Raw genomic sequence first — 22755 nt, forward strand, 5'->3', positions numbered from 1 at the left:
ACGCGAGGTCTAGGCTTCGACTTCGTCCGGCATGCCCATCATGTGGAAGCCGGCGTCGACATGGACGACTTCGCCCGTGGTCGAACGGCCCAGGTCCGAGACCAGCCACAAGGCGGCGCCGGCGACGCCTTCCATCGAGGTGTCTTCCTTCATGGCGCTGAACGCGCGGCCCTGGGCGATCATGCCCCGGCCGCCGGCGATGCCCGCCAGGGCCAGGGTGCGCATGGCGCCGGCCGAGATGGCGTTGCAGCGAATGCCCTTGGGACCCAGGTCGCGGGCGATATAGCGGGTAGCCGCTTCCAGGGCGGCCTTGGCCACGCCCATGGTGTTGTAGTTGGGAATGGTCCGCTCCGACCCCAGATAGGTCATGGTGATCAGCGAGCCGCCATTGGGCATCAGTTTCGCGGCGCGCTTGGCGACATCGACGAAGCTGAAGGCCGAGATGTTCATGGCCAGCAGGAAACCCTCGCGGGTGGTGTTGTCGACGAACGAGCCCTTCAGCTCGTCCTTGTTGGCGAAGGCCACCGAGTGGACGACGAAGTCGATCGTCCCGAACGTCTCTTCGATGGCGGCGAAGGCCGCGTCCATCGAGGCGTCGTCGGTGACGTCGGCCGGCACCAGGGTGGTGACGCCGATGCTCTCGGCCAGCGGCCGCACGCGGCGCTCCAGGGCTTCACCCTGATAGGTGAAGATCATCTCGGCGCCCTGGGCGGCCAGCTGCGAGGCGATGCCCCAGGCGATCGAGTTGTGGTTGGCCACGCCCATGACGAGGCCCTTCTTGCCCCGCATCAGCTCGCCCTTGGGGAATGCGTAATCGTCGGCCATGGGTCGGGGCTCCGTGTTCTGGGATAGGCCGGCCGCCCGTACGGGCCGCCGTCACAGGTCATCTTCGGGGATTTAGCTATCAGGGTCGGCGCGCCGCTGGAACCCTCCAGCGGCGCGGGATCAGTCGGCCTTGCTGATGATCAGCGTGCCATTGGTGCCGCCAAAGCCGAAGCTGTTGGACATCACCGTGGTCAGTTCACGGTCGGAACGCTCCAGCAAGATGGGCAGGTCGGCGAACTCGGGATCCAGGTTCTCGATATTGGCGCTCTTGGCCGCGAAGTCGTTATTGAGCATCAGGATCGAATAGATCGCCTCCTGCGCGCCGGCGGCGCCCAGGCTGTGGCCCGTCAGCGACTTGGTCGACGAGATCAGCGGGGCCTTGTCGCCAAAGACGTCGCGCACCGCGCCCATTTCCTTGCTGTCGCCGACCGGCGTCGAGGTGCCGTGCGGGTTCAGATAGTCGATGGCGCGGCCACCGGCCTCGGCCATGGCGATGCGCATGCAGCGGGCCGCGCCCTCGCCCGACGGCGCGACCATGTCGAAGCCGTCGGAATTGGCGGCATAGCCAACCACTTCGCCATAGATCTTGGCGCCGCGCGCCTTGGCGTGCTCGTACTCTTCGAGAACGACGATACCGGCCCCGCCGGCGATCACGAAGCCGTCGCGATCCCGATCATAGGCGCGGCTGGCCACGGTGGGGCGGTCGTTGAAGTTGCTGCTCATGGCGCCCATGGCGTCGAACAGGTTGGACAGGCTCCAGTCCAGCTCCTCGCAGCCGCCGGCGAACATGATGTCCTGCTTGCCCATCTGGATCTGTTCGGCAGCCGCGCCGATGCAGTGGGCGCTGGTCGCGCAGGCCGAGCTGATCGAATAGTTGATCCCGCGGATCTTGAACCAGGTCGACAGCACCGCCGACGGACCCGAGCTCATGGCCTTGGGCACCGCGAACGGGCCGATCCGCTTGGGACCCTTTTCCTTGGTCGTGGCGGCGGCCTCGATGATCACCCGGGTGGACGGACCGCCCGAGCCGACGATCAGGCCGGTGCGCTCATGGGAAATCTCGGACTCTTCGAGACCGGAGTCCGCGATCGCCTGTTCCATGGCGATGTGGGCATAGGCCGTGCCGGGCGCCAGAAAGCGCGCCGCGCGGCGGTCGACAAGGGCTTCCCACGAGTCGAGCTTGACCGTGGCGTGCACCTGGCAGCGGAAATTCAGTTCCGCATAGTCCGGCGCGGCGACCACGCCGGATTTGGCTTCACGCAGTGAGGCGAGCACCTCATTGGCGTTGTTGCCGATGGACGAGACAATCCCCAGTCCGGTGACGACGACGCGACGCATGAACTTTCCTCTTTCTCTCCCCAGATCCAAACGGGGTCAGCTCTGTGTTGGCCGACCCTACGCGTGGATCAGGACGCCATCTGCTCGGCGGTGAACAAACCGACCTTAAGGTCCTTGGTCTCGTAGATGGGCTTGCCGTCGGCTTCCAGAACGCCGTCGGCGATACCCATGACCAGCTTGCGCATGATCACCCGCTTCAGGTCGATCTTGTAGACGACCTTCTTGACGTCCTGGGTGACCTGACCGGTGAACTTGACTTCGCCCACGCCCAGGGCGCGGCCGCGACCGGGGCCGCCTGACCAGCCCAGGAAGAAGCCGACCAGCTGCCACATGGCGTCCAGGCCCAGGCAACCGGGCATGACGGGGTCGCCAATGAAGTGGCAGCCGAAGAACCAGAGGTCGGGATTGATATCGAACTCGGCCTCGACATAACCCTTGCCGTACTTGCCGCCTTCTTTTTCGATCCGGATGATGCGGTCGAACATCAGCATCGGCGGGGCCGGCAGCTGGGCGTTGCCCGGGCCGAATAGCTCGCCCCGACCGCAGGCCAGGAGTTCGTCGAAGGTGTAGGAGCTCTGTTGCATGGTCACGCCCTAGCACGACGGTGGGTCGCGCCTCAATGTTACTTTCAGTAACGCTTGTGAACAGTCCTGGCGCTTTCGTCACGCCAGTTTGCGATCAGCGCCTGCACTGCGGCTCCGGGGCCGCGCCCCAGATCTGGCTTTCGCGGGCCCAGCCGGCCGAGCCCTCGGCCTTGAGGCGGCACCAACCCTTCTCGCAGCGGTCCAGATTGGCGGTCGAGCGGCCGCGCAGCCAGGCGCTGATCTTGGCGCCGTCCCGGGGGCTGGCCAGCAGGGCCAGGGGCGTGGACTGGATGCGCATGGCGGTGCGGCGGCCGTCGGTGGTGCGCTTGTGCACCCAGGCCAGGCCGCCTTCGGGATCGCAGACCCGCCGCCATTCGCGGGTTTCGGCCACCACCTGCACCGGCAGCCCCTTGGCGCGATACACCCAAAGCAGACGATGGGCCTCGTCGGGGCCATTGCGGGCGTTGACGGTCTCATATTTCAACGAAACGTAGCGCGGAACCTCCAGACCCGAGGGCGTGACCCTTGGCGGACCGGCGGCGCCTGCCTTTGCAGCGACCCCCGTCAGGGCCAGAACGGCCACAATGCCGAGCGAACGATGTTTGCGATTCGACGGCATGTTGCTTGGCCCCATCGGGCCCCTTTGCTACAGGTTTTTAAACGCCCGTCAGAGAGAGCTTTTCAAACCGCCCATGGCAGCCCGCAAGCTCAAAGTCATCGTCACCCGAAAACTCCCCGATCCGGTGGAGACGCGGATGTGCGAACTGTTCGACACGGAACTCAACGTCACCGACAAACCGTTGACGGCGGATGAACTGGTTGACGCCATGGGCCGGTGCGACGTGCTCGTGCCGACGATCACCGATCGCATCGACTCGCGTCTTCTGTCGCGATCCGGCGACCGGCTCAAGCTCATCGCCAATTTCGGGGCCGGGGTCGACAATATCGACGTCGCCACCGCCAATGCGCGCGGCATCATCGTCACCAACACGCCGGGCGTCCTCACCGAAGACACCGCCGACCTGACCATGACCCTGATCATGGCCGCCTCGCGCCGCGTCGTCGAAGGCGCCGAAGTGGTCAAGAGCGGCGGCTTCCATGGCTGGTCGCCGACCTGGATGCTGGGCCGCCGCCTGTGGGGCAAGCGCCTGGGCATCATCGGCATGGGCCGCATCGGCCAAGCCGTGGCCCGCCGCGCCAAGGCCTTCGGTATGCAGGTGCACTATCACAACCGCAAGCCGGTCAGCCCGCGCATCGCCGAAGAGCTGGGCTGCACCTACTGGGAAAGCCTGGACCAGATGCTGGCCCGGATGGACTTCATCTCGGTCAACTGCCCGCACACCCCGGCCACCTATCACCTTCTGTCGGCCCGCCGCCTGAAGCTGCTGCGGCCGCACGCCATCGTGGTCAACACCGCCCGCGGCGAGGTGATCGACGAAGGGGCCCTGGCCAATATGCTGGCGCGCGGCGACCTGGCCGGCGCGGGCCTGGACGTCTACGAGCACGAGCCGGCGATCAATCCCAAGCTGCTGAAGCTGCCCAATGTCGTGCTGCTGCCCCACATGGGCTCGGCCACGGTCGAGGGCCGCATCGACATGGGCGAAAAGGTCATCGTCAACGTGAAGACCTTCATGGACGGCCACCGCCCGCCGGACCGGGTTATTCCGTCGATGCTGTAGGGCGACGAAGCCGCCCTCAGTGTGTGGTCATGCCGCCGGCCATCCGGTCGAAGGCGTCACGCAGGGCGGCGACAAGCTCTGGATCGATGTCGGCGGCCGCGAGGGCTTGCGCCATCGCCGACGTCCACTGCCCCGCCAGCTCGGCGTCGATCGGCATGGCGCGGTGCAGCGACATCATGCAGACGCCTGGGTGGGTGGTGAACCAGTCCCTTGGCCCGCCAAGCCAGCCTGCCAGAAAGCCGCTCAGAGACTCGCGCATCGCCGTCAGATCCGACGCGTGCAGCGCACGCAGCCGGGCATAGCCCGGCTCGGTGTCCATGATGTCGTAGAAGGCGTTGACGAGGCGGCGCACCCCGGGTCCGCCGCCCATCACCTCGAAAGGCGTGTCGGCGCCGACGATCGTGCTGGTCATGGGGCCCTCGCCTGACGAAAGCCCCTTCAGTCGACGAGCGCGCGCCGCGACGCCTTGATGTGGCTCAAAGACCCGAATTCAGGGCTTGGGCGCGGTCTCCGCCGGATACACCTTCGCCTTCAGCCAGGCCTTGAGGTCGCCGGCCGAGCGGTCGGGGATCTGTTCCATCGGCACATGGCCGACATCGGGATAAAGGATCAGGGTAGAACCCGGTATGGCTGCGGCGAACTTGGCGCCGTCCGAGGCGGGGATGACGGTGTCCTTCTCGCCGAACATGATCAGGGTGGGCGCCTTGATCCTCGACAGGAGTTGGGGCGAGGCCGGACGGCGCGGGCCGCTCTGCAGGCCCAGCAGGATGTCGCGGTGGCCAGGGGCGCGGGCCAGTTCCACATACCGGTCGACCAGTTCGGGCGTCACCAGGCTCTGATCGATATAGGCCGACTTCAGGCCCTGACGCACCAGGGCCTGGGTGTCGACATTCTTCAGCAGAGCCCGCCCCCAGGGATGGCGCAGGATGTTGAAGATCAGCACCCCGCCGCCGCCGCCTTCGCGCGGCCAGCCCGCCGCATCGACCAGCACCAGGCCCTCGACCCGCTCGGGATGATCGATGGCGTATTGCCAGGCCACGCCGCCGCCCATCGAATTGCCCGCCAGGGTGAAGCGGTCGACACCCAGTTTGCGGGTCACCTGATCGACCGCCGCCCCAAAGCCCTGACGTCCGACGGCATAGCCCTGGCCCGCCTGGGTCAGACCATGGCCCGGCAGGTCCAGTGTGATGACGCGATAGTCGCCCGACAGCGACCGCACCCAGGGCTCCCAGGCGTGCAGCGACGCCGCATAGCCATGGACCAGCACCAGGGTCGGACCCTCGCGAAGGCCTTCGTCGCGATAATGCACGCGCAAGCCGCCGCCCAGGTCCATGTAGCGCGAGGCCGGGCTGTCGTACTTGGCTTCCAGGCTGGCATAGGGGATGTCGCCGCGCTGCAGGGCCAGCCATCCCACGGCGCCGAGCACCAGGATCAGGCCCGCGGCGATCAACAGACCGCGAAACAGCGTCTTCATCTGGCCCTACCCCTGACGTCTTGTTTTTGTGGGGAGAGAGAAGGCCCGTGAAGCTTCGCCGTCAAGCGCCGCAAGCGAGACAGGCCGGATCGGCGCCGATCCGCACCGTGCGGGTTTCGGCCGCCAGGGCGTCGTAGATCAGCAGGCGGCCGCTCAGGGCCTGCCCCGCGCCGGTGATCAGCTTGACCGCCTCCAGCGCCATCATCGCGCCGATCACACCTGCCAGGGCGCCGACCACACCGACCAGCGAACAGGTCTCGGCGTCCGGCGGAACCTCGGGCACCAGGCAGCGATAGCAGGGCTGGCCATGGAACACGCCCACCTGGCCGGTCCAGCGACCCAGGGCCCCGCTGACCAGGGCCTTGCCCTCGGCCACACAGGCGTCGCTGACGGAGAAGCGGGTGGCGAAGTCGTCGGTGCCGTCGAGGATCAGGTCATACCGGGAAACCAGGTCCCCGGCGTTGGCGGCGTCCAGCCATACCGGATGGGTTTCGACCGCCACATGCGGATTGACCGCCGCCAGACGCTCGCTGGCGACCTCGACCTTGGAGCGGCCCACATCAGCGGTCTGGTACAGCACCTGGCGCTGCAGGTTGGATAGCGAAACGGTGTCGGGATCGGCCAGACCCAGGGTTCCGACCCCGGCGGCGGCCAGATAGAGCGCGGCCGGCGCGCCCAGACCGCCCATGCCGACCAGCAGCACCCGGGCCGCCTTCAGCTTCTGCTGGCCCGGTCCGCCGACCTCGCGCAGCACCAGATGGCGGGCATAGCGCTCAACCTCGCCCTCCGAAAAGCTCATCGCGCTTGATCTCCGCAGTCAGCCTCGCCACATGCGAGACATGCAAAACAGCAATTCCTTCCCAGACTGGCACGGCACAACCATCCTGGCGGTGCGCAAGAACGGACAGACCGTGATCGCCGGAGACGGCCAGGTCTCCATGGGGCCAACCGTCGTCAAGGGCAATGCCCGCAAGGTGCGCCGCCTGGCCGGCGGCAAGGTGGTGGCCGGTTTCGCCGGAGCCACGGCCGACGCCTTCACGCTCATTGAGCGCTTGGAAGCTAAACTGGAACAGTATCCCGACCAGCTGGCCCGGGCCTGCGTGGATCTGGCCAAGGACTGGCGCACCGACCGCTATCTGCGCCGGCTGGAAGCCATGCTGCTCGTGGCCGACGCCACCGCCATCTACACGGTCACCGGCGTGGGCGACGTGCTGGAGCCGGGCGAAAGCGCCGGCGGCGGCTCGGTCGCGGCCATCGGCTCAGGCGGCAACTATGCCCTCGCGGCCGCCAAGGCCCTGATCGACCAGGACCTTTCGGCCGAGGACATCGCCCGCAAGGCGATGGCGATCGCCGCCGAGATCTGTGTCTACACCAACGGCAATCTGACGGTTGAAAGCCTGTAAATGACCGAGTTCTCCCCCCGCGAGATCGTCTCCGAACTCGACCGCTATATCGTCGGCCATACCGAGGCCAAGAAGGCCGTCGCCGTGGCCCTGCGCAACCGCTGGCGTCGCCGCCGGGTGCCGGCCGACCTGCGCGACGAGGTGACGCCCAAGAACATCCTGCTGATCGGCCCCACGGGCGTGGGCAAGACCGAGATCGCCCGTCGCCTGGCCAGGCTGGCCCAGGCCCCGTTCCTGAAGGTGGAAGCCACCAAGTTCACCGAGGTCGGCTATGTCGGCCGCGACGTGGATCAGATCGTCCGTGATCTGGTGGAAAGCGCCCTGGGCATGGTTCGCGACAAGCGCCGGGCCGGAGTGCGGGCTCGCGCCGAGGCGGCGGCCGAGGAACGCATCCTCGACGCCCTGACTGGCCCCGGTTCGACCGCCGCCCGCGAAAGCTTCCGCAAGAAGCTGCGGACCGGCGAGCTGGACGACAAGGAGGTCGAGCTGCAACTGGCCGACACCGGCGGCGGCGGGATGTTCGAGATCCCCGGTCAGCCCGGCGCCTCGGTGCTGAACCTGGCGGAGATGATGAAATCCTTCGGTGGTGGCCGCACCAAGACCCACAAGACCACCGTGGCCGCCGCCCATGCGCCGCTGATCGCCGAAGAGAGCGACAAGCTGCTGGATCAGGAAGCCCTGACCCAGGAGGCGGTGGATCTGGCCGAAAACCACGGCATCGTCTTCCTCGACGAGATCGACAAGGTGGCCTCGTCCTCACAGCGCGGTGGGGCCGATGTGTCGCGCGAAGGCGTGCAGCGCGACCTGCTGCCGCTGATCGAGGGCACGACCGTCTCGACCAAGTATGGCCCGGTGAAAACCGACCACATCCTGTTCATCGCCTCGGGCGCCTTCCACGTGGCCAAGCCCAGCGACCTGCTGCCCGAGCTTCAGGGCCGTCTGCCGATCCGGGTGGAGCTGAAGGGCCTGACCCGCGATGACCTGCGCCGGATCCTGACCGAACCGGAAGCCAATCTGATCCGCCAGCATCAGGCGCTGCTGCTGACCGAGGGCGTCACCGTGACCTTCACGCCCGACGCCATCGATGCCCTGGCCGACGCGGCGGTGGCGGTGAACAACTCGGTCGAGAACATCGGCGCGCGGCGGCTGCAGACCATCCTGGAAAAGGTGGTCGAGGAGATCAGCTTCTCGGCGGCCGATCGCTCCGGCGAGACGGTGACCATCGACGCGGCCTATGTGCAGGACAAGGTCGGAGCCCTGGCGGCCAATGCCGATCTGAGCCGGTTTATTCTTTAAAAACTGGTACTTGCCCCCTACGGGCTGCTGCGCAGCCGTCTTCCCCCTCCGGGGGAAGACGATCGCGAAGCGATCCGCAGGGGGCCAGTCCAGTCAGCCCGCCGCCTGAACTGCCTCCATGCCCAGCATCGCCGCCTTGCGCGCCAGGCCCCAGTGATAGCCGGTCAGCCGGCCGTCCTTGGCGATGGCGCGGTGGCACGGGATCAGCAGCGAGATCGGATTGGCCCCGATGGCGCCGCCGGTGGCCTGATAGGCCCTGGGGTTTCCGGCCCACGAAGCCACCTGGCCATAGGTGCTGGTCTCGCCGACCGGGATGCGCAGCAGGGCTTTCCAGACCTGGATGTGGAAGGGCGAGCCGATCAGCACGATCGGCAGCGGCCCCTTGCCGCCGGTGAAGGCATGGACGGCGGTCTGGCCGGCCGCTTGGTCGTCGCGGACCCAGTCGGCGGCGGGAAAGCGGCGATGCATGTCGGCATAGGTCGCGTCGTCGTCGCCATCGGAAAAGGCCAGGCCCGCCAGGCCGCGCTCAGCCATCACGAACAGGCCCCTGCCGAACGGCGTCGGCGCCCAGCCATACCGCAAGGTCATACCGGCCCCGCGGCGGCGCACCTCGCCGGGCGTGACGGCTTCCTGGGCGATGAACAGGTCATGCAGGCGCGAAGGGCCTGAAAGCCCCGCGTCATAGGCAGCGTCGAGCACGCTGGCCCCGGCCTCCAGCGACTTGCGGGCCTCGGCGTGGGCGATGGCCGAGACGAAGGTCTTGGGACTGACCCCGGCCCAGCGCGTAAAGATCCGCTGAAAATGAAACGGCGACAGGCCGACGGCTTCGGCCGCCTCGTCCAACGACGGCCGCTCCTGCCAGCGCTCGGCCAGCCAGTCCAGGGCGACGGCCATGCGATGATAGTCCGCCGAACGCTCGGACAGACGGGCGAAGGTTTCGGAGGGGTGCATGTCGAGAGCCATGGGGGCAGCGTAGGACGGCTCTCCTGCGGTGTCCGCCCGGTTCTTGCTCATGCCTGAGCGCCCGCCCCGACCCCCGGCAAGGGATAACGTTCGGCGCGGGCCTCGCCAATGGCGCGCCGCAGGGCGGCGGCGAATTCCACCCGTTCGGGCGGGCTGAGCGCTCGCGCCACGGTCAGGCGGCGGCGATGGATCCGCAGGCGAACCCGAGCCTCGTGCTCGCCTGGCTGATCGAGATCCACACCCGTGAAGGCGGTGGGCGAGGTCCAGACCACGCGGGCGCCCTTCTCGTCCTCACGGCTGACCGTGATCGACTGGGCGGTGACCCGCACCCGCTCCCTGCGTTCAGCCGCTTTGAAGCTGGCGTTGAGGGCCAACCAGATCGCCGCCACGTCCAGGCCCAGAAAAGGCAGCACCAGCGGCGCGCCCACCCCCAGCAGGAACACCGCGATCATCAGGTTGCAGGCGACGACGACGCCCAGCAACACGCGCAGCCCGCGCCGGCTGAGCGACCGGTTGGGCTTGATCAAGGCGTCCATGTAGAGCGGCGGGGCCATGACAAAGATTTAGGCGCGCGACACCGCCTTGGCGAGGGGTCCGCATCACGGCATGGTCATGGTAATGGCTCTTGTGAAAAAACCGGTCCGCAAACGCCCCGCCGCCAAGCGGATCTCGCCGGCCGAGTGCGAGCGCGTCGCCGTGCTGTTCGACCGCTTCGAGAGCCTGGAGCTGCGGCCCAAGACCGAGCTGAACTACAACAACGCCTATGAGCTGGTCACTTCGGTGGCCCTGTCGGCCCAGGCCACCGACGTCCAGGTCAACAAGGCCACCGGCCCGCTGTTCCAGGTCGCCGACAGCGCCGAGAAGATGCTCGAACTCGGCGAGGAAGGCCTGATCCGCTACATCGCCTCGATCGGTCTGTTCCGCACCAAGGCCAAGAACGTCATCGCCGCAGCCCACATCCTGATGGACCGCCACGGCGGCCAGGTGCCCCTGAACCGCGCCGACCTGGAAAGCCTGCCGGGCGTTGGCCGCAAGACCGCCAGCGTGGTGCTCAATGAGCTGGACATCGAGCCGGCCATCGCCGTCGATACCCACGTGTTCCGCGTCGCTCACCGGCTGAAGCTGTCAGCGGGCAAGACGCCCGACGCCGTCGAGATGGATCTGATGCGGATCGTGCCCGGGCCCTATCAGACCCGGGCCCATCACTGGATGATCCTGCACGGCCGCTATGTGTGCGTGGCGCGCAAGCCCAGGTGCGAGATCTGCAAGATCCGCGATCTGTGTCCTTCGCGGGAGCTGTTCCTGGGAGCGTAACCTCAAACTCCGCTCTTCCCGGCGAAGGCCGGGACCCAGATTCATCCCGAGCGTTTGGGGTGGATGCGCCACACGACCTTACGAACCGACTGACGTCCTGGGGTTCGATCTGGGCCCCGGCCTTCGCCGGGGAGAGCGGGAATTAAATGCTCTGAGGCCGCGCCGGGATTTCCAGCCCACGCTGCACCGCCGGCCGCGCCAGGCAGCGCTCCAGCCAGGCCGGAACGGACTTCAGGTCGACATAGTCGACCAGCTGGCCGGCGTCGTAGTAGCCGACCAGATTGCGCACCATGCCCAGCAGGGCGATATCGGCGATCGTGAAATCGGCGCCCATCATGAAATCGCGGCCGTTCAGGCGTTGTTCCAGAACCCCCAGCAGCCGCTTGCTCTCGGCGACGTAGCGGTCGCGCGGTCGCTTGTCCTCATAGTCCTTGCCGGCGAACTTGTGGAAAAAGCCCAGTTGCCCGAACATCGGTCCCACAGCGCCGACCTGGAAAAACACCCACTGGATCGTCTGATAGCGAAGCGCGGGATCGGCAGGCAGCAGCTGGCCGGTCTTCTCGGCCAGATACAGCAGGATCGCGCCAGACTCGAACAGGGCCAAAGCCTGGCCGCCCGGACCGTCGGGATCGATGATCGCCGGGATCTTGCCGTTGGGGTTCAGCGACAGATATTCGGGGATCCAGGTCTCGTTGGCGCCGATATCGATCAGGTGCGGCTCATACGGCAGGCCGATCTCTTCCAGCATGATCGACACCTTCACGCCGTTGGGCGTGGGCAGCGAATAGAGCTGAAGGCGATCAGGGTGTCTGGCGGGCCAGCGGCGGGTGATCGGGAAGGCGGAAAGATCGGACATCATGACTCCCTGGGTTGCGACCTAGATAGGCCCAAACAGCCGCGCCGTCAGGTCGCCTGCTAGAGCCGGGCCATCACCGCCGCCGCGAACGCCGCGCCGTCGTCATGGGCATGCTCCAGGAACAGGTCGGGCTCTATGACCTCCAGCTCCATCAGTTGCGGGGTATGGTCCAGGCCCCGGATCAGATCGATGCGGGCATAGGTCAGGGGCAGGCTGGCCGCCTCCAGCACCATGTGCGCCGCATGCAGGGCCTCGGGCTCGGGCGCAACGCCGGAAATCTGGCCGCCGAACTGCGGCTGCACCCGGAAGTCGCCGCCGGTCGCCACCTTGGAGACGGCGTGGCTGAACGCCCCGTCGAAAAAGAACAGCGACAGCTCGCCCTCTTCGGCCACCGCCGGCAGGAAAGGCTGGATCAGGGCCGCGCCGGGCGGGCCGCCTTCCAGCGTGCCGTGGCGCTTGAACCGGACGGTGTCCTGCGAACCCCCGGAAATCTGCGGCTTGACCACCACTTCGTCGACGCCAAACGCATCGAAGGCTGCGGCCAGGGCTTCAGGCGTCAGCCGATCATGGGCGTGGGTGGGGACCACCGGCGCGCCCTTGGCTTCCAGTTCGATCAGATAGGTCTTGGTGGTGTTCCAGCGCAGGGTCGGGACGGGATTGATCACCGGCACGCCCGCCGCCTCCAGGGCGTCCAGCTGGGAAAACCACTCGGGCTGACGCAGGTGATAGCCCCAGGCCAGCAAGGGCAGTACCAGCCGGGCAGAGTCCGGATCCACCGGATCGGTCCACGGCTGGCGCGTCACCGTCAGGCCATGTGCGCGCAGCGGCGCGGCAAGCCGCTCGAACAACCGCACGCCGGCGGCGGCATAGGCGGTGTTTTCCGAAGAGGGCGCCAGGATCAGGATATCAGCGGTCGTCGAAGTCATGCCCATGCGGTTAGAATGACGCACGTCCTACGGCAAGCCTCGCGTTGCCTTGACCGCACGCTTCCTTTACTTGCCGCCCCTTAGACGCTTTTCGCGCCCTGCACTTTCAAAGGCTTGCCGATCTCCATGACCGCTCTCTACGACGTCGCCGCCATCGGGAACGCCATCGTCGACGTCATCGCCCAGTGCGACGACGCCTTCCTCGCGCGCGAGGGCCTGGTGAAGGGCTCGATGGCCCTGATCGACGTGGCGCGCGCCTCCAGCCTGTATGACGTCATGGCGTCGGGCATCGAGGCTTCTGGCGGTTCAGCGGGCAATACCGTCGCCGGCGTCGCCAGCTTCGGCGGTCGTGGCGCCTTTATCGGCAAGGTCGCCGACGACCAACTGGGCCGCGTTTTCACCCACGACATGCGCGCCATCGGCGCCACCTTCACCACGCCGCCCCTGGCCGAAGGTCCCGCGACGGCCCAGAGCCTGATCAATGTCACCGCCGACGCCCAGCGCACGATGAGCACCTATCTGGGCGCCTGCGTCGAGCTGACCAGCGCCGACGTCGATCCCGCCATCATCGAAGCCGCTAAATATTCCTATCTCGAAGGCTATCTGTTCGACCCGCCCGAAGCCCGCCGCGCCTTCGCCAAGGCCGCCGCCCTGGCGCACGGCTCCAGCCGCCAGATCGCCATCACGCTTTCCGACAGCTTCGTGGTCGAGCGCCATCGCGCCGCCCTGCTGGGCTTCGTCGAAACCCAGTGCGACATCGTCTTCGCCAACGCCTCTGAAGTCTGCGCGATGTTCGAGACCGACGATTTCGACGCCGCCGTAAAGGCCCTGTCGGAGCGCGTCACCATCGCCGCCGTCACCCGCAGCGAACACGGCTCGGTCGTGGTCGCGGGCGGGCAGGTTCACGAAATCTCGGCCTATCCCGTGGAAAAAGTCGTGGACACCACGGGCGCGGGCGACCAATACGCGGCGGGTTTCCTCTATGGCCTCTCCCAGGGCCGCCCACTGCCGGTCTGCGGCCAGCTGGGCTCCCTGGCCGCCGCCGAGGTAATCGCCCACTACGGTCCGCGCCCGCAGGTCAGCCTGCGGGACCTCGCGGCCCAAAACGGACTCTAAGGAAGACCATGGCCCGCACCGCTGAAGTGGTCCGCGAGACGAAGGAGACCCAGATCCGGGTCTGGATCGATCTCGACGGGACCGGCGTCTCGACGATCTCCACCGGCATTGGTTTCTACGACCATATGCTGGAGAGCTTCGCGCGCCACGGCGGCTTCGACCTCAAGGTCGAGACCAAGGGCGACCTGCACATCGACATGCACCACACGGTGGAAGACACCGGCATCGTGCTGGGCCTGGCCGTGAACAAGGCGCTGGAAGGCTTCAAGGGCATCCGCCGCTTCGGCCACGCCTATATCCCGATGGACGAGACCCTGACGCGCTGCGCCATCGACCTGTCCAACCGGCCCTATCTGATCTGGAAGGTCGATTTCAAGCGGCCCAAGGTCGGCGAGATGGACACCGAGCTCTTCAAGGAGTTCCACCACGCGTTCGCGATGAACTGCGGGGCCTGCGTGCATCTGGAAACCCTGTACGGCGACAATACCCACCACGTCGCCGAGAGCGGGTTCAAGGCCCTGGCCCGGGCGCTGCGTCAGGCGGTCGAGATCGACCCCAAGACCGGCGGCCAGGCTCCCTCCACCAAGGGCGTGCTGTAGGAAACTCTCCCATGCAGACCGTCGCCCTGATCGATTACGGGTCGGGCAACCTGCGTTCGGCTCAAAAGGCCCTGCGTGAGGCGGCCCGTCGCCGGGGAATCGCCGCTGACATCGTTGTCACCGCCGATCCCGATATTGTCGCCAACGCCGACCGGGTGGTGCTGCCTGGCGTGGGGGCGTTCGCCTCGTGCCGCGCCGGCCTGGACGCCTCGGGCGTCTATGAGGCCATGAACGCCGCCGTCCACGGCAAGGGCGCGCCGTTCCTGGGCATCTGCGTCGGTCATCAGCTGCTGGCCACACGCGGCCTGGAATTCGGCGTCACGCCGGGCCTGGACTGGATCGCCGGAGAGGTCAGGAAACTGGCGCCCAGCGACCCCAGCCTGACCATTCCGCACATGGGCTGGAACGCGATCAAACTGACGCGTGATCACCCATTGTTTTCGGGCGTCGCCGACGGCGCCCACATGTACTACGCCAACTCCTTCGCCCTGACGCCGACCGATCCGGCCGATGTCCTGGCGACCACAGACCACGGCGGCCCGTTCACGGCGGCGGTGGTCAAGGACAATGTGGCCGGCGTACAGTTTCACCCCGAGAAATCTCAAGCCGCAGGTCTTTCCCTGCTCGCCAACTTCCTGGAATGGCGCCCATGATCCTCTATCCCGCCATCGACCTGAAGGACGGCCAGTGCGTGCGCCTGCTGCACGGCGACATGGAGAAGGCCACGGTCTTCAACACCTCGCCCGCCGATCAGGCCGAACGCTTCGTCAAGGACGGCTTCTCGTGGCTGCACGTGGTCGACCTGAACGGGGCCATCGAGGGCAAGTCGGTCAATACGGCCGCCGTGCAGTCAATCCTGGAATCGATCTCGATCCCCGTGCAGCTGGGCGGCGGCATCCGCACCCTGGAAGGCATCGAGGCCTGGATCGAGGCCGGCGTCAGCCGGGTGATCCTGGGCACCATCGCCGTGCATGATCCCGAACTGGTCAAGAAGGCCGCGCGCCTGTGGCCCGAACAGATCGCCGTGGCCGTCGACGTGCGCGACGGCAAGGTGGCGATCGACGGCTGGACGGGTCTGTCCGAGCTCTCCGCCATCGACCTGTCGCGCCGCTTCGAGGACGCCGGCGTGGCGGCCCTGATCATCACCGACATCAGCCGCGACGGCGCCCTGACCGGCGTCAATGTCGAGGGCGTGGGCGAGCTGGCCGACGCGGTCTCGATCCCCGTCATCGCCTCGGGCGGCGTCGCCGCCGTGGCCGATATCGAGCGCCTGAAGGCCCGCAAGGGCGTCAAGATCGCCGGCGCCATACTGGGCCGTTCGCTTTACGCCGGGACCATCCAGCCGGCCGAGGCCCTGACGGTGGCGGCGGCCTGATGCTGAAGACCCGGATCATTCCCTGCCTCGACGTGAAGGACGGGCGGGTGGTCAAGGGCGTCAATTTCGTGGCCCTGCGCGACGCCGGCGATCCGGTGGAGCAGGCGCGAGCCTATGACGCGGCCGGGGCCGACGAGCTGATGTTCCTGGACATCACCGCCTCCAGCGAAGGCCGCGGCCTGATCCTGGACGTGATTTCCCGCACCGCCGAGGTCTGTTTCATGCCGGTTTCGGTCGGCGGCGGCGTGCGCGAGGTGGCCGACATGCGCCGCCTGCTGCTGGCCGGGGCCGACAAGGTCTCGACCAACACGGCTGCGGTCGAAAATCCCGACCTGATCGCCGCCGGCGCGGACGCCTTCGGGGCCCAGTGCGTGGTCGTGGCCATCGACGCCAAGCTGCGCGAAGACGGATCGGGCTGGAACGTCTGGACCTATGGCGGCCGCAGAGACACCGGCCTGGACGTCGTCGACTGGGCCGCCAAGGTGGTCGAGCGCGGCGCGGGCGAGATCCTGCTGACCTCGATGGACCGCGACGGCGCCAAGATCGGCTACGACATCCCCCTGCTGAAGGCCGTGACCGGCGCGGTTTCGGTGCCCGTGATCGCCTCGGGCGGGGCCGGCAAGACCGAGCATCTGGTTGAAGCCGCCCGCGACGGCCACGCCGCCGCCGTGCTGGCCGCCTCGATCTTCCACTTTGGCGAAATCAGCATCGGCGAGGCCAAGCGGGCCATGGCCGACGCCGGCATCCCCGTGCGCCTGGACGACCTGCAGGGCGCGGCATGAGCCGGCTGTTCGAAACCCTTGAGCGCCTGGCCGCCACCATCGACAGCCGCAAGGGCGGTGATCCGGCCGCGTCCTACACCGCCAGGCTGCTGGCCGATCCCAAGCTGGCCGCCAAGAAGCTGGGCGAGGAAGCCGTCGAGACGGTGATCGCCGCCGTCGCCCAGGGACCGGACGAGCTCGCCAGCGAAAGCGCCGACCTGCTGTATCACTGGCTGGTTCTGCTGGCGGCTTCAGGAGTGTCGCTCGACGCGGTGGCCGACAAGCTGGCGGCGCGTGAGGGGACTTCCGGGATCGCCGAAAAGGCTTCGCGCCAAACCCCATAGCTTCAGCGTCGCGATCACGCCCTGTCGCCGGCTTGATCCAGCGCAATGCCGTCTCTCCGCACTCTGGGAACAGTACCGCAAGGCAGCGCCGACAGCGGCGCTATGAGGCCGCCATGCGAGACTTGAACCGACCGGCGTTCATCCCCGGCGCGGCCGTCATCCGCCGGATTTCGAGACTTTCCCCGGGCCCAGGCCGAGGCTGAGCCCTTGTCCGCAAAGCCGGAACTCCTGCTGCGTGAAGTCCTGCCGTTTTTCCTGGGACTGGCGGCCCTCCTCCTCGCAACCCTTCTGATTGACGCCCTGTTGCACCTGGTCGATGCGGTGTGGATCGGCCGGTATCTGGGGATACCGGGCGTCCTGCTGATCCTGGTCTCGTTGAGACATTCGCTGCGCAAGCGGGGCATCCTCAAGACCGGCGACCCCGTGCGTCTGCTGCGCCTGCACGAAGGGCTGGCCTGGGCGGGGTCCTTGCTGGTGCTTGTCCATGCCGGCATCCACTTCAACGCCGTCCTGGCGTGGCTGGCCGTGGTCGCCATGCTGATCAACATCGCCAGCGGCCTGACCGGAAAGTACCTGCTCCGCCGCGCCCAAACCCGGCTCAAGGCGGCGCGAACGGAACTGAAGGCCGAGGGGGTTTCCGACCTCGAGGTCAGCGCGCGACTTCACAACGACAGCCTGGCCGTCGATGTGATGAGAACCTGGCGCAAGGTGCATCTGCCGATCGCCCTGGTCTTCGCCACCCTCGCCCTGGCGCATATCAGCGCCATTTTTATCCTTTGGGGCTGGAAATGACGCCGCGATGGGTCTGGATCCGCATCGGTGTCGGTCTGGCCACGATCATCGCCCTGATCTTCGTTTTCCCGCACCAGATGGTGAGCCCCGGCGACCTCAAACCCGCCCATGCGGCCCTGCAACAGAACTGCTTTGCCTGTCATGCGCCCCTGGCTGGCGCATCGGCCGAACGCTGCGTGGCCTGCCACGCGGTGGCCGACATCGGCCGGCGCACGACCCTGGGGGAACTGATCAAGCGCCCCGTGTCACGGCCGCCTTTTCATCAGACCCTGATCTCGCAGGACTGCATGGCCTGTCACACCGATCACCCAAGGCCCCGGCTGACGCGCAATCTTGCCCGTCCGTTTGACCATGACCTGTTGCAGCCCCAGGCGCGGGCCGCCTGTTCAACCTGCCATAGCGCGCCGGCCGCCGACTTTCATCGCGGCGTGGCCTTACCCTGCAGCCAGTGCCACGGCGTCCAGGCCTGGAAACCCGCCACCTTTGATCACAGCCGCTACTTCAAGCTGGCGGGCCCACATGATGCGCCCTGTTCGACCTGTCATGTCGGCGGGAACCTGCAGACCTTCACCTGTTTTGGCTGCCATGCCCACCAGCCCGGGCAGATCGAGGCCGAGCATCGGGAAGAAGGGATCCGCAACATCCAGAACTGCGTCCGTTGCCACCGCAGCGCCGACGGCGAGGGCGGTCAAGGTGGTGAGCGAGAAAACTGAGCGCGCGCCCTAGGTCCGCCGCTTCAGCGCCACGTAAAGCGCCCCCTCGCCACCGTGCCGTTGGTCGGCTTGCGACACGCCGGCGATCATCTCGCGCAGGGCTGGTGAGGCAAGCCATTCCGGCGTGCGCTTCTTCAGCACGCCATGGCCGATCTTGCCCTTGCCGGTGATGATCAGCACGGCGCGATGCCCGTCGGCATAGGCGCGACGGATGAAGCCCTCCAGGGCCGGTCGGGCCTGCTCCTGGTCAAAGCCGTGCATGTCCAGCCGCGCGCCGATCGGATCGTGTTCCTTGATCAGGCGCTTGCGGCGATTGGGCTCGATATGGCCGGGCGCCGATTTCGGGGCTCTGACCGGGGCGGGCCGGATCTCGGACGGATCGATGCGCAGCGGCGCGATCGAGGCCAGGTGCGTGGGCTGAACCTTCGCGGCCTTGGGAGCCTTGACCGGCCTGATCTTGACCTTGGCCCGCATCTTCAACGGCTTGTCGCCCGGCAGCGCGTGCACGGTATCGGCCACCATGCCCCACAGGCGCAGTTCTTCCGGTCGCGGCGGCCGTTTCATGGCTCAGGACTTCGGTATCGGAACCAGGCGGTACATCCGCAGGTCATGGCGCACGCGGCCCGCCTCCACGCCTGCGCTGGAACCGCTGCCTGTATAGAGATCGGCGCGAACCTCGCCCTTGATCGCGCCGCCCACGTCCAGCGCCACGGCCAGGCGGCGATAGGCGGGGAAGGCGCCGGCCAGCTTGGGCGCCGCAGCGTCCAGCCAGTAGAGGCCGCCCATGGCGTGGCGGCTGGGATCGACGGCGATGGCCCGGCCCGCCGGCAGGGGTATGCCAGCCGAGCCCACGGCTTCCTTACCGTCGTCTTCCGACAGCTTGAAGAAGATGTAGCGCGGGTTCAGCTGCATGATCTCGTCGGCCTTGGGCCCGCGATTGTCGGCCAGCCAGGTGCGGATCGCATCGCCCGAGGTGTTGTTGTCGGCCAGCAGGCCTCGATCGCGCATGGCCGTAGCGATGCCGACGAAGGGCTTGCCGTTGCCGCCGGCGAAGGCGGCCCGCAGGCGGCGACCATCGGGCATGACCAGGATGCCCGAGCCCTGGATCTGTAGGAAGAACAGCTCTTCAGGGCGCATCCAGGCCAAGGGCTTGTCAGCGGGCGAGGCCTCGATGGCCTTGCGGTCCGGATAGGGCTCAAACTTGCCGGCCTTGACCCGGCCGGTGACCTTCTTGCCGGCGAAGCTGGGCTCGAAGGCGCCCAGGTCCAGCATCACCAGATCGGAGGGCACGCCGCGCACCGGAGCGCTGAACTCGTCGGAACGCGACATCTGGGCATCGTATTTCGGGGCGAAATAGGCGGTCAGCAGGCCCTGGTCGCCCACGGCCTGGGGCCGGAAATTGGCTTCCAGGAACAGGCGGGCGCCCCAGTCGTCGCGCGGGCCATCCGTACGGGCCAGGCGGCAGACACGGGCCATCTCCTGGTCGCGGGCCACGCCGCAGCCGGCGCGGAAGGCGTCCAGGGCGGCAAGGTGATCTTCCTCGGACCAGCCGGCCAGGGTGTTGAAACCCAGAACCGGAGCGCCGGGAGTCTCTGGAACGGTCGGGCTGACCGGCGGGGCGATCGGGCCGGTCGCGATCGGCGGCGGCGTGGTGGTCGTACAGGCCGCCAGGGTCAGCGAAGCCAGGACGGCGATCAGGCCAAGGCGCGACATCAGGCTTCGGCGGCTGCGACGTGGACCAGGGTCCAGTTGGGATTGGCCGACTTCAGGTCGCGCTCGAAGGTCCACAGCTCGGCGGTGCGGCGGTCATCGACGGCTTCACCCTCGGCGCTGGTGGTGCGGGCGCGCACCTCGGCCAGGATACGCACCGTAGCGCGGGCGGTGTCGCCGACGACGGCGACATTGTCGAGGTCGACGCGCGGCGGCGTCATGATCTCGACCTTTTCCGACCGGCCTTCGCCTTCGCGCGCCACGATGGCCGCCTCGAAATTGGCCATGACGTCGTCGGCCAGCAGCGGCTTGAGCGTTTCGCGGTCGCCGGCGGCGAACGCCGTGACGATCATCTCATAGGCCGAGCGGGCCCCGCTCAGAAAATGGCTGGTGTTGAAGTCGGGCTGGCGCGCGCGCAGAGCGGCGACGCCCTCCAGTGGGCCCGCGACCATGGCTTCGGCGGGACCGGCCGGGGCCGGAACCGTCTTGGCCAGGGCGGGCGCGTCCTCAGGCTGACGCCCGACGCGACGCCCAAGCGTGGCGTAGAGCTGGTAGAGAACGACAGCGGCAATAACCGCGAGAACGAGAATTTGAATTAGCACTTGGGTATCCGCGTCTGCGTCGACAGGCTGGTCGCCCTGTCTATATAGGCGAGGCGAGCTCTCCCGTCAGGCGCCTGGCGTTGCACCAGGGCCCTCCGCGTGTTAGCAGCGCCGCTCTCTCCTAGCGGCCTTTCTAGCGGCCGAGTACGGATTTATTCCTAATGACCGACACGACCGCCGCCCCCGAGGGCGCCCAGGACGATAACGCGGCCGCTCAATCGGGCATCCGCATCATGGCCCAGTTCATCCGCGACTTCTCGTTCGAGAGCCCGCTGGCGCCCGACAGCCTCCGTTCGGGCACAGCCCAGCCGGCCATCGACATGGGCGTTGAAATGAACGCCCGCGGTCGCACCGACGGCCTGTTCGAGGTGGATCTGAAGCTTTCGGCCCGCGCCACCCGCGACGACCAGCCGGTGTTCCATGTGGAAGTCGTCTATGGCGGCCTGTTCCACATCGCCGGCGTGGCGGAAGCGGCCCTCGAAGAAGTGCTGCTGATCGAGTGCCCGCGCTTCCTGTTCCCGTTCGCCCGCCGGGTGATCGCCGACATCACCAGCGAAGGCGGTTTCCCGCCCTTCCTGATCGACCCGATCGACTTCGGCGGCGTCTATGCCGCCCGCAAGGCCCAGGCCGAGAGCGTGGTGATCGGCAACGCCTGAGGCGTTTTCGATCCGGTAGATTTGAGAAACCCCGGCGCAGCGATGCGGCCGGGGTTTTTCTTTTCTATCGCGACCTCTGTCGTTACGGCTGCAGCCGATACCCGCCCATTTCGGTGATCAGGATCTTGGCCATGGCCGGATCGGGCTCGATCTTCTGGCGCAGGCGATAGACGTGGGTTTCCAGGGTGTGGGTGGTGACCCCGGCGTTGTAGCCCCAGACCTCGGTCAGCAGCTCCTCGCGCGACACGGGCTTTGAACCGGCGCGATAGAGGTATTTCAGGATGTTGGTTTCCTTCTCGGTCAACCGAACCTTTTTCTGCTTCTCGTCGACCAGCAGCTTGGCCGAAGGGCGGAATTCGTAGGGACCGATGCGGAACAGGGCGTCTTCCGAGGCCTCGTAGCTGCGCAGCTGGGCACGGATGCGGGCCAGCAGCACGCCGAAGCGGAAGGGCTTGGTCACATAGTCGTTGGCGCCCGATTCCAGGCCCAGAATGGTGTCGCTGTCGCTGGCGGCCGCTGTCAGCATGATCACCGGGGCCATCACCCCGTTCTTGCGCATCAGCCGGCAGGCCTCGCGGCCGTCCATGTCGGGCAAATCAACGTCCAGCAGGACGAGATCCGGCTTGATCTCGCGCGCCATGCGCACGCCCTCGCCGGCCGTGGCCGCCTCGGCCACCGCGAACTCTTCGTGCAGGGCGAGCTGTTCGGCCAGCGCGCCGCGCAGGTCGTCATCGTCGTCGATCAGCAGAAGGGTCTTGCGTTGCGCCATGGGCCGGAACATGCACCGGTGCGGCCCCTGGCGACAACCCTTGGGAGCGGAGAAGCCGACAATGATCTTCAGGGCCCGCCCCGACGGCCAGATTGACGTCAACGGACGCACCGTCCGATGCGCCCTGGGCAAGGCCGGCGTCATCGCCGCCGCCGACAAGCGCGAGGGCGATAACAGGAGCCCCGTGGGCGTCTGGATCATCCGGCGCGTGCTCTATCGCCCAGATGTCTATCCGAACGGTCCAACCACCGCCCTGCCCGTCGAGGCGATGGCCCCTGACGACGGCTGGTGCGACGCGCCGGGCGACCCGGCCTACAATAGACCGGTCAAGCTGCCCTATCCCGCCAGCGCCGAGCGGCTGTGGCGAGACGACCCTGTCTACGACCTGGTCGGGATCCTGGCTCACAATGACGATCCGCCGGTTCCGGGGATGGGCTCGGCGATCTTTCTGCACCTGGCGCGCGAGGACTATTCCGGCACCGAAGGCTGCGTGGCCCTGGCCCGCGAGGATCTTGAGGCCCTGCTGGCGATGGCCGGGCCGGGCGACGCGATCGAAATTTCTCTCTAAACCGCTCTCCCCGGCGAAAGCCGGGCCCAGATCCAGCCTGAGCGTCTGAAGATGACGCGCCTTCGCGCTTCGCCAGACCTTGAACCGCCATG

At 67.2% G+C, this 22755-nt stretch carries 28 protein-coding genes and 1 pseudogene; 14 read left to right on the top strand and 15 right to left on the bottom strand.

All coding sequences use genetic code 11. The annotated features are described in order from the left end of the window. Positions 1–9: 9 nt before the first annotated feature. The 4 genes from ACN2C7_RS00745 to ACN2C7_RS00760 all read right to left on the bottom strand — a co-directional run bounded on the left by ACN2C7_RS00745 (position 10) and on the right by ACN2C7_RS00760 (position 3366). Positions 10–825 (bottom strand): enoyl-ACP reductase FabI, encoded by an 816-nt coding sequence (locus ACN2C7_RS00745; RefSeq protein ID WP_419319294.1) that lies wholly within the window; start codon positions 823–825, stop codon positions 10–12. A 120-nt stretch (positions 826–945) separates the two neighbouring features. Continuing rightward, positions 946–2163 (bottom strand): beta-ketoacyl-ACP synthase I, encoded by a 1218-nt coding sequence (gene fabB, locus ACN2C7_RS00750; protein WP_419319295.1) that lies wholly within the window; start codon positions 2161–2163, stop codon positions 946–948. Positions 2164–2231: 68 nt separating this feature from the next. Then, the gene (gene fabA / locus ACN2C7_RS00755; RefSeq protein ID WP_419319296.1) at positions 2232–2747 is read right to left on the bottom strand and encodes a 3-hydroxyacyl-[acyl-carrier-protein] dehydratase FabA; all 516 of its coding nucleotides are present in this window, start codon (positions 2745–2747) and stop codon (positions 2232–2234) included. 94 nt (positions 2748–2841) lie between these two features. Beyond that, positions 2842–3366 (bottom strand): SH3 domain-containing protein, encoded by a 525-nt coding sequence (locus ACN2C7_RS00760; protein ID WP_419319297.1) that lies wholly within the window; start codon positions 3364–3366, stop codon positions 2842–2844. Positions 3367–3439: 73 nt separating this feature from the next. Between ACN2C7_RS00760 and ACN2C7_RS00765 the strand changes: the two genes are divergently transcribed. After that, complete coding sequence (locus tag ACN2C7_RS00765; RefSeq protein ID WP_419253521.1) at positions 3440–4426, top strand: 2-hydroxyacid dehydrogenase; 987 nt, start codon at positions 3440–3442, stop codon at positions 4424–4426. Positions 4427–4442: 16 nt separating this feature from the next. Here ACN2C7_RS00765 and ACN2C7_RS00770 read toward each other — a convergent pair whose 3' ends face one another. The 3 genes from ACN2C7_RS00770 to ACN2C7_RS00780 all read right to left on the bottom strand — a co-directional run bounded on the left by ACN2C7_RS00770 (position 4443) and on the right by ACN2C7_RS00780 (position 6699). Further along, positions 4443–4838, bottom strand: coding sequence for a group II truncated hemoglobin (locus ACN2C7_RS00770; RefSeq protein WP_419319298.1), 396 nt, complete (start codon positions 4836–4838; stop codon positions 4443–4445). 78 nt (positions 4839–4916) lie between these two features. After that, positions 4917–5900, bottom strand: a complete 984-nt coding sequence (locus tag ACN2C7_RS00775; RefSeq protein WP_419319299.1) for an alpha/beta fold hydrolase — start codon at positions 5898–5900, stop codon at positions 4917–4919. A gap of 61 nt (positions 5901–5961) precedes the next feature. Further along, the gene (locus ACN2C7_RS00780; RefSeq protein ID WP_419319300.1) at positions 5962–6699 is read right to left on the bottom strand and encodes a HesA/MoeB/ThiF family protein; all 738 of its coding nucleotides are present in this window, start codon (positions 6697–6699) and stop codon (positions 5962–5964) included. A gap of 5 nt (positions 6700–6704) precedes the next feature. Between ACN2C7_RS00780 and hslV the strand changes: the two are divergent. Next, a pseudogene (gene hslV, locus ACN2C7_RS00785) lies at positions 6705–7303 on the top strand (ATP-dependent protease subunit HslV). Continuing rightward, entirely contained in the window at positions 7304–8599 is a 1296-nt protein-coding gene (gene hslU, locus ACN2C7_RS00790; protein WP_419319301.1) for an ATP-dependent protease ATPase subunit HslU, read from the top strand. It begins immediately after the preceding pseudogene. Between the two features lie 93 nt (positions 8600–8692). Here hslU and ACN2C7_RS00795 read toward each other — a convergent pair whose 3' ends face one another. Next, a complete protein-coding gene (locus tag ACN2C7_RS00795) occupies positions 8693–9562 on the bottom strand; it encodes a methylated-DNA--[protein]-cysteine S-methyltransferase (RefSeq protein ID WP_419321511.1) in 870 nt (289 codons plus the stop codon). Between the two features lie 47 nt (positions 9563–9609). Beyond that, the gene (locus tag ACN2C7_RS00800) at positions 9610–10116 is read right to left on the bottom strand and encodes a DUF2244 domain-containing protein (protein WP_419319302.1); all 507 of its coding nucleotides are present in this window, start codon (positions 10114–10116) and stop codon (positions 9610–9612) included. Positions 10117–10168: 52 nt separating this feature from the next. Between ACN2C7_RS00800 and nth the strand changes: the two genes are divergently transcribed. Further along, positions 10169–10876 carry an endonuclease III gene (gene nth, locus ACN2C7_RS00805; protein WP_419319303.1) on the top strand — a complete coding sequence of 236 codons (708 nt, stop codon included), beginning with the start codon at positions 10169–10171 and terminating at the stop codon, positions 10874–10876. 142 nt (positions 10877–11018) lie between these two features. Here the strand turns inward: nth and ACN2C7_RS00810 are convergent, their stop codons facing one another. Together ACN2C7_RS00810 and ACN2C7_RS00815 are read right to left on the bottom strand one after the other, a co-directional pair. Further along, the gene (locus tag ACN2C7_RS00810) at positions 11019–11732 is read right to left on the bottom strand and encodes a glutathione S-transferase N-terminal domain-containing protein (protein ID WP_419319304.1); all 714 of its coding nucleotides are present in this window, start codon (positions 11730–11732) and stop codon (positions 11019–11021) included. Between the two features lie 59 nt (positions 11733–11791). After that, positions 11792–12658, bottom strand: coding sequence for an ATP-grasp domain-containing protein (locus ACN2C7_RS00815; RefSeq protein ID WP_419319305.1), 867 nt, complete (start codon positions 12656–12658; stop codon positions 11792–11794). Positions 12659–12784: 126 nt separating this feature from the next. On the opposite strand from ACN2C7_RS00815, the gene ACN2C7_RS00820 reads away from it, so the two are divergent. The 8 genes from ACN2C7_RS00820 (at position 12785) to ACN2C7_RS00855 (ending at position 18358) form a co-directional block, all read left to right on the top strand. Then, positions 12785–13774 (top strand): adenosine kinase, encoded by a 990-nt coding sequence (locus ACN2C7_RS00820; protein ID WP_419319306.1) that lies wholly within the window; start codon positions 12785–12787, stop codon positions 13772–13774. Between the two features lie 8 nt (positions 13775–13782). Continuing rightward, on the top strand, positions 13783–14373 hold the full coding sequence (gene hisB, locus ACN2C7_RS00825) for an imidazoleglycerol-phosphate dehydratase HisB (RefSeq protein WP_419253510.1): 591 nt from the start codon (positions 13783–13785) through the stop codon (positions 14371–14373). An 11-nt stretch (positions 14374–14384) separates the two neighbouring features. Beyond that, positions 14385–15026: an imidazole glycerol phosphate synthase subunit HisH gene (gene hisH / locus ACN2C7_RS00830; protein ID WP_419319307.1), complete on the top strand. Its 642-nt coding sequence runs from the start codon at positions 14385–14387 to the stop codon at positions 15024–15026. Then, positions 15014–15748 (top strand): 1-(5-phosphoribosyl)-5-[(5-phosphoribosylamino)methylideneamino]imidazole-4-carboxamide isomerase, encoded by a 735-nt coding sequence (gene hisA / locus ACN2C7_RS00835; RefSeq protein WP_419319308.1) that lies wholly within the window; start codon positions 15014–15016, stop codon positions 15746–15748. The genes hisH and hisA overlap by 13 nt, the downstream gene beginning before the upstream one ends. Then, a complete protein-coding gene (gene hisF, locus ACN2C7_RS00840) occupies positions 15748–16530 on the top strand; it encodes an imidazole glycerol phosphate synthase subunit HisF (protein WP_419319309.1) in 783 nt (260 codons plus the stop codon). Before hisA ends, hisF begins: the two co-directional genes overlap by 1 nt. Continuing rightward, on the top strand, positions 16527–16853 hold the full coding sequence (locus tag ACN2C7_RS00845; protein ID WP_419319310.1) for a phosphoribosyl-ATP diphosphatase: 327 nt from the start codon (positions 16527–16529) through the stop codon (positions 16851–16853). The genes hisF and ACN2C7_RS00845 overlap by 4 nt, the downstream gene beginning before the upstream one ends. 207 nt (positions 16854–17060) lie before the next feature. Then, positions 17061–17645 carry a hypothetical protein gene (locus ACN2C7_RS00850; protein WP_419319311.1) on the top strand — a complete coding sequence of 195 codons (585 nt, stop codon included), beginning with the start codon at positions 17061–17063 and terminating at the stop codon, positions 17643–17645. Continuing rightward, positions 17642–18358 (top strand): cytochrome c3 family protein, encoded by a 717-nt coding sequence (locus ACN2C7_RS00855; protein WP_419319312.1) that lies wholly within the window; start codon positions 17642–17644, stop codon positions 18356–18358. Before ACN2C7_RS00850 ends, ACN2C7_RS00855 begins: the two co-directional genes overlap by 4 nt. Before the next feature lie 9 nt (positions 18359–18367). On the opposite strand, the gene ACN2C7_RS00860 is transcribed toward ACN2C7_RS00855, so the two are convergent. Genes ACN2C7_RS00860 through timA form a run of 3 tightly spaced genes read right to left on the bottom strand, consistent with a single transcriptional unit; the run spans position 18368 to position 20670 of the window. Next, positions 18368–18922 carry a Smr/MutS family protein gene (locus tag ACN2C7_RS00860; RefSeq protein ID WP_419319313.1) on the bottom strand — a complete coding sequence of 185 codons (555 nt, stop codon included), beginning with the start codon at positions 18920–18922 and terminating at the stop codon, positions 18368–18370. A 3-nt stretch (positions 18923–18925) separates the two neighbouring features. Continuing rightward, positions 18926–20071 carry a murein transglycosylase A gene (locus ACN2C7_RS00865; RefSeq protein ID WP_419319314.1) on the bottom strand — a complete coding sequence of 382 codons (1146 nt, stop codon included), beginning with the start codon at positions 20069–20071 and terminating at the stop codon, positions 18926–18928. Continuing rightward, positions 20071–20670, bottom strand: a complete 600-nt coding sequence (gene timA / locus ACN2C7_RS00870; RefSeq protein WP_419319315.1) for a TIM44-related membrane protein TimA — start codon at positions 20668–20670, stop codon at positions 20071–20073. Before timA ends, ACN2C7_RS00865 begins: the two co-directional genes overlap by 1 nt. A 161-nt stretch (positions 20671–20831) precedes the next feature. On the opposite strand from timA, the gene secB reads away from it, so the two are divergent. Next, the gene (secB, locus tag ACN2C7_RS00875; protein WP_419319316.1) at positions 20832–21326 is read left to right on the top strand and encodes a protein-export chaperone SecB; all 495 of its coding nucleotides are present in this window, start codon (positions 20832–20834) and stop codon (positions 21324–21326) included. Between the two features lie 82 nt (positions 21327–21408). On the opposite strand, the gene ACN2C7_RS00880 is transcribed toward secB, so the two are convergent. Continuing rightward, positions 21409–22095, bottom strand: coding sequence for a response regulator transcription factor (locus ACN2C7_RS00880; protein ID WP_035048857.1), 687 nt, complete (start codon positions 22093–22095; stop codon positions 21409–21411). A 61-nt stretch (positions 22096–22156) separates the two neighbouring features. Here ACN2C7_RS00880 and ACN2C7_RS00885 point away from each other — a divergent pair, with 61 nt between their 5' ends. Further along, positions 22157–22663, top strand: a complete 507-nt coding sequence (locus tag ACN2C7_RS00885; RefSeq protein WP_419319317.1) for a L,D-transpeptidase family protein — start codon at positions 22157–22159, stop codon at positions 22661–22663. The last annotated feature ends 92 nt before the right edge of the window (positions 22664–22755 follow it).

The sequence above is a fragment of the Caulobacter sp. ErkDOM-E genome, assembly GCF_048541895.1.
Classification (GTDB): domain Bacteria; phylum Pseudomonadota; class Alphaproteobacteria; order Caulobacterales; family Caulobacteraceae; genus Caulobacter.

Bases quoted from the DNA above. Each gene is read 5' to 3' on its own strand.
- ACN2C7_RS00745 (WP_419319294.1), bottom strand. From the start codon at position 825: ATGGCCGACGATTACGCATTCCCCAAGGGCGAGCTGATGCGGGGCAAG.
- fabB (WP_419319295.1), bottom strand. From the start codon at position 2,163: ATGCGTCGCGTCGTCGTCACCGGACTGGGGATTGTCTCGTCCATCGGC.
- fabA (WP_419319296.1), bottom strand. From the start codon at position 2,747: ATGCAACAGAGCTCCTACACCTTCGACGAACTCCTGGCCTGCGGTCGG.
- ACN2C7_RS00760 (WP_419319297.1), bottom strand. From the start codon at position 3,366: ATGCCGTCGAATCGCAAACATCGTTCGCTCGGCATTGTGGCCGTTCTG.
- ACN2C7_RS00765 (WP_419253521.1), top strand. From the start codon at position 3,440: ATGGCAGCCCGCAAGCTCAAAGTCATCGTCACCCGAAAACTCCCCGAT.
- ACN2C7_RS00770 (WP_419319298.1), bottom strand. From the start codon at position 4,838: ATGACCAGCACGATCGTCGGCGCCGACACGCCTTTCGAGGTGATGGGC.
- ACN2C7_RS00775 (WP_419319299.1), bottom strand. From the start codon at position 5,900: ATGAAGACGCTGTTTCGCGGTCTGTTGATCGCCGCGGGCCTGATCCTG.
- ACN2C7_RS00780 (WP_419319300.1), bottom strand. From the start codon at position 6,699: ATGAGCTTTTCGGAGGGCGAGGTTGAGCGCTATGCCCGCCATCTGGTG.
- hslU (WP_419319301.1), top strand. From the start codon at position 7,304: ATGACCGAGTTCTCCCCCCGCGAGATCGTCTCCGAACTCGACCGCTAT.
- ACN2C7_RS00795 (WP_419321511.1), bottom strand. From the start codon at position 9,562: ATGGCTCTCGACATGCACCCCTCCGAAACCTTCGCCCGTCTGTCCGAG.
- ACN2C7_RS00800 (WP_419319302.1), bottom strand. From the start codon at position 10,116: ATGGCCCCGCCGCTCTACATGGACGCCTTGATCAAGCCCAACCGGTCG.
- nth (WP_419319303.1), top strand. From the start codon at position 10,169: ATGGTCATGGTAATGGCTCTTGTGAAAAAACCGGTCCGCAAACGCCCC.
- ACN2C7_RS00810 (WP_419319304.1), bottom strand. From the start codon at position 11,732: ATGTCCGATCTTTCCGCCTTCCCGATCACCCGCCGCTGGCCCGCCAGA.
- ACN2C7_RS00815 (WP_419319305.1), bottom strand. From the start codon at position 12,658: ATGACTTCGACGACCGCTGATATCCTGATCCTGGCGCCCTCTTCGGAA.
- ACN2C7_RS00820 (WP_419319306.1), top strand. From the start codon at position 12,785: ATGACCGCTCTCTACGACGTCGCCGCCATCGGGAACGCCATCGTCGAC.
- hisB (WP_419253510.1), top strand. From the start codon at position 13,783: ATGGCCCGCACCGCTGAAGTGGTCCGCGAGACGAAGGAGACCCAGATC.
- hisH (WP_419319307.1), top strand. From the start codon at position 14,385: ATGCAGACCGTCGCCCTGATCGATTACGGGTCGGGCAACCTGCGTTCG.
- hisA (WP_419319308.1), top strand. From the start codon at position 15,014: ATGGCGCCCATGATCCTCTATCCCGCCATCGACCTGAAGGACGGCCAG.
- hisF (WP_419319309.1), top strand. From the start codon at position 15,748: ATGCTGAAGACCCGGATCATTCCCTGCCTCGACGTGAAGGACGGGCGG.
- ACN2C7_RS00845 (WP_419319310.1), top strand. From the start codon at position 16,527: ATGAGCCGGCTGTTCGAAACCCTTGAGCGCCTGGCCGCCACCATCGAC.
- ACN2C7_RS00855 (WP_419319312.1), top strand. From the start codon at position 17,642: ATGACGCCGCGATGGGTCTGGATCCGCATCGGTGTCGGTCTGGCCACG.
- ACN2C7_RS00860 (WP_419319313.1), bottom strand. From the start codon at position 18,922: ATGAAACGGCCGCCGCGACCGGAAGAACTGCGCCTGTGGGGCATGGTG.
- ACN2C7_RS00865 (WP_419319314.1), bottom strand. From the start codon at position 20,071: ATGTCGCGCCTTGGCCTGATCGCCGTCCTGGCTTCGCTGACCCTGGCG.
- secB (WP_419319316.1), top strand. From the start codon at position 20,832: ATGACCGACACGACCGCCGCCCCCGAGGGCGCCCAGGACGATAACGCG.
- ACN2C7_RS00880 (WP_035048857.1), bottom strand. From the start codon at position 22,095: ATGGCGCAACGCAAGACCCTTCTGCTGATCGACGACGATGACGACCTG.
- ACN2C7_RS00885 (WP_419319317.1), top strand. From the start codon at position 22,157: ATGATCTTCAGGGCCCGCCCCGACGGCCAGATTGACGTCAACGGACGC.